We start from the raw sequence: 3,134 nt of genomic DNA on the forward strand, positions 1-3,134 counted from the left end.
GAGCTCTACGGCTCGGCCGGGGCCGTGGCCGCCCAGGCGCTGCGCCGGATCGGGGCCGGGCCCACATCGGGCGGCACCCCGGGCACCCGGCTGACGGTGCTGCTCGGCGGACACGAGGCGCCCCTCCCCACCGCGGCGCTCACGTATCTGGAAGGGCGCCTGCTCCAGGCCGTCAGCCCCGCGCTCTGAGCCCCGCGCCCTCCGCCGGACCACCGCCGCCCTCGCGGAAGGTGGGTAGGCTGCTACGCATGAGGGACCACAGCGAGCCCGGCTCCCGGGTCTGGACCGGCCAGGCGACCAACCACGTGCAGTGGCTGCTCTCGTTCGCCGGGGCCGCGTGCCTGGCGCTCGGGATCGAACTGGCTGTGAGTTCCGCCTGGACATCGGACGGCGCGCCCCTGCTGATGGCCGTGATCGGCTGTGTGCTGGTGGGCCTGCTGATGCTCTACGGCACGCTCGCCTTCGTCCATGTCTCGGTGAAGGTCGACGACCACACCTTCGAGGTGCGCTGCGGCTACATCGGGCTGCCGCGCCGCCGCATCCTGCTCGACCATGTGGTGGGTGCCGACTTCGATCCGGCCGTGACCCCGCGCCAGTGGGGCGGCTGGGGGTACAGGTGGCGCCCCGAGAAGGGCACCGCCGTGGTGGTGCGCCGCGGGGAGGGCCTGGTCCTGACCCTGTGGGACGGCCGGAGCTTCACCGTGACGGTCGACGACGCGGAGGCGGCCGTCCGCGTCATCCGCGACCGGCTGCGGCTCTCACCGGGCTGACCGGGCCCGCGGGCCGCGCTTGCCGGACGCACAGCCCGCCACCGTAGACTCCGCCTGGTGAGCGCCCCCACCACACCCACGGACGAGTCCGAGCGGCTCGCCCCGCCGTCCGTCGAAGAGACGCGCGTACGGCGGCTGGCCCGCCGTCTCCTGCGGCCCGCCGCCGCGGCCGCGTCCGGTCTGCTGCTGTACGCAAGCTTCCCGCCGCGGCCCCTGTGGTGGCTGGCACCCGTCGCCTTCGCCGTACTGGGGCTCGCTCTGTACGGCCGCCGGGCCAGAGCCGGACTGGGCCTCGGCTATCTGGCGGGCCTCGGGTATCTGCTGCCGCTGCTGGTCTGGACGGGTGTCGAGGTCGGCCCCGGCCCCTGGCTCGGCCTGGCGGCCGTCGAAGCGCTCTTCATCGCTGTCGCGGGCGCGGGGATCGCCTATGTCTCACGCCTGCCGCTCGGGCCGCTGTGGGGCGCCGCGGTGTGGATCGCGGTCGAAGCGGCCCGGGCCCGGGTGCCGTTCGGTGGTTTCCCGTGGGGCAAGGTGGCCTTCGGGCAGCCCGAGGGTGTCTTCCTGCCGCTGGCCGCTGTCGGCGGGACACCGCTGCTCGGCTTCGCCGTCGTCCTGTGCGGCCTCGGCCTGGGCGAGCTCGTACGCCGCCGGGCCGCTCTGCGGCGCTTCGCGGACCGCAGGATCCTCACCGCCGCCGTTCTCGCCGTAGCCCCGGTCGCGGCCGGATTCGCCGCGCTCCCGCTGGTCAGCAACAGCGCCCAGGACGGCACGGCCACCGTCGCCCTCATCCAGGGGAACGTTCCCCGGATGGGACTCGACTTCGCCACCCAGCGCCGCGCGGTCCTCGACCACCATGTGAAGGAGACGCTGAAACTGGCCGCCGATGTGAAGGCGGGCCGGGCCAAGCAGCCGGATCTGGTGCTGTGGCCGGAGAACTCGTCGGACATCGATCCGTACCTCAACGCCGACGCCTACGACGAGATCGACGAGGCGGCCAAGGCGATCAAGGCGCCCATCTCGGTCGGCGCCGTCGTCACCCCGGACAACGGCGCGGGGTCGCCGCTCAACCAGCAGATCCTCTGGGACCCCAGGAAGGGCCCGGTCGACACGTACAACAAGCGTCAGCTGCAGCCGTTCGGCGAGTACATGCCCTACCGCTCGTTCTTCCGGCTGTTCAGCTCCGACGTGGACCTGGTCCGCAAGGACTTCGTGCCCGGGCACAAGGCGGCCGACTTCGACATGGCGGGCACCAGGGTCGGCCCGGTCACCTGCTACGAGGCGGCGTTCGACTGGGCCGTGCGGGACCAGGTGAAGGCCGGGGCGCAGATCATCTCCGTACCGAGCAACAACGCGACCTTCGACCGCAGCGAGATGACCTACCAGCAGCTCGCGATGTCACGCGTACGGGCCGTGGAGCACAGCAGGGCCGTGATGGTGCCCGTCACCACGGGCGTGAGCGCGGTCATCAGGCCGGACGGTTCGATCGCGCAGAAGACCAGGATGTTCACCGCCGACGCTCTGGTGGCGGACGTCCCGAAGCGCTCGTCGCAGACCCCGGCCACCCGGATGGGAACGCTCCCCGAATGGCTGCTCGTCGCACTCGCGGCGGGCGGCGTCGGCTGGACGGCCACCCGCACGGTGCAGCGGCGCAAAGCGGTGAGGGACGACGTCTGATCGCCGGTTAGGGTCGGGGCATGGCTACTCCTGACTTCATCCGCGAGATCCGGGCCACCGCCGGTCACCAGCTGCTTCTGCTGCCCGGTGTGAGCGCCGTCGTCTTCGACGACGAGGGGCGGGTGCTGCTCAACCGGCGCGCCGACACCGGCAAGTGGTCGATCATCGGCGGTATCCCGGAGCCGGGTGAGCAGCCCGCGGACACGGCCGTACGGGAGGTCCACGAGGAGACGGCCGTACGGTGTGTGGTGGAGCGGGTGGTCCTCGTCCAGGCGCTCAAGGAGATCGAGTACCCGAACGGTGACCACTGCCAGTTCATGGACATCAGCCTGCTCTGCCGGGCCACCGGGGGAGCGCCCCGGGTCAACGACGACGAGTCCCTGGACGTCGGCTGGTTCCCCGTCGACGCCCTGCCGGAACTGGCCGACTTCGCGCTGACACGGATCAAGCGGGCCCTCGCCGAAGGCCCCACCTGGTTCGAACCGGCCACTTTCGATCCCGCCCCCGACGCCTAGGGTGTGGCCCCATGACTGAGCACCCCGCACCCGCACCCGCCCCCGCACCACTCGGCCTGGATCTGGCGGGCCGTACCGCACTCGTCACCGGGGCCGCGGGCGGCATCGGCGCCGCCTGCGCGCTCCGCCTCGCGGCCGCCGGTGCCACCGTGCGGGCCGTCGACCGCGACGAGGC

Annotated in this window: 4 protein-coding genes and 1 pseudogene; all 5 read left to right on the forward strand. The window is 72.5% G+C overall.

What is annotated here, in order from left to right:
• Positions 1-189 (forward strand): annotated as a pseudogene (locus G3I19_RS35675) (glutamate racemase); the annotation flags it as partial.
• 59 nt (positions 190-248) lie between these two features.
• Positions 249-770 (forward strand): hypothetical protein, encoded by a 522-nt coding sequence (locus G3I19_RS35680; protein WP_164267830.1) that lies wholly within the window; start codon positions 249-251, stop codon positions 768-770.
• Positions 771-827: 57 nt separating this feature from the next.
• Positions 828-2,444, forward strand: a complete 1,617-nt coding sequence (gene lnt / locus G3I19_RS35685; RefSeq protein WP_164267831.1) for an apolipoprotein N-acyltransferase — start codon at positions 828-830, stop codon at positions 2,442-2,444.
• A 20-nt stretch (positions 2,445-2,464) separates the two neighbouring features.
• The gene (locus G3I19_RS35690) at positions 2,465-2,959 is read left to right on the forward strand and encodes an NUDIX domain-containing protein (RefSeq protein WP_164267832.1); all 495 of its coding nucleotides are present in this window, start codon (positions 2,465-2,467) and stop codon (positions 2,957-2,959) included.
• 11 nt (positions 2,960-2,970) lie between these two features.
• The coding region (locus G3I19_RS35695) for an SDR family NAD(P)-dependent oxidoreductase (protein WP_164267833.1) at positions 2,971-3,134 on the forward strand (164 nt) is incomplete at its 3' end.

Source organism: Streptomyces sp. SID10853, from assembly GCF_010548145.1.
In the GTDB taxonomy this organism is placed as follows: domain Bacteria; phylum Actinomycetota; class Actinomycetes; order Streptomycetales; family Streptomycetaceae; genus Streptomyces.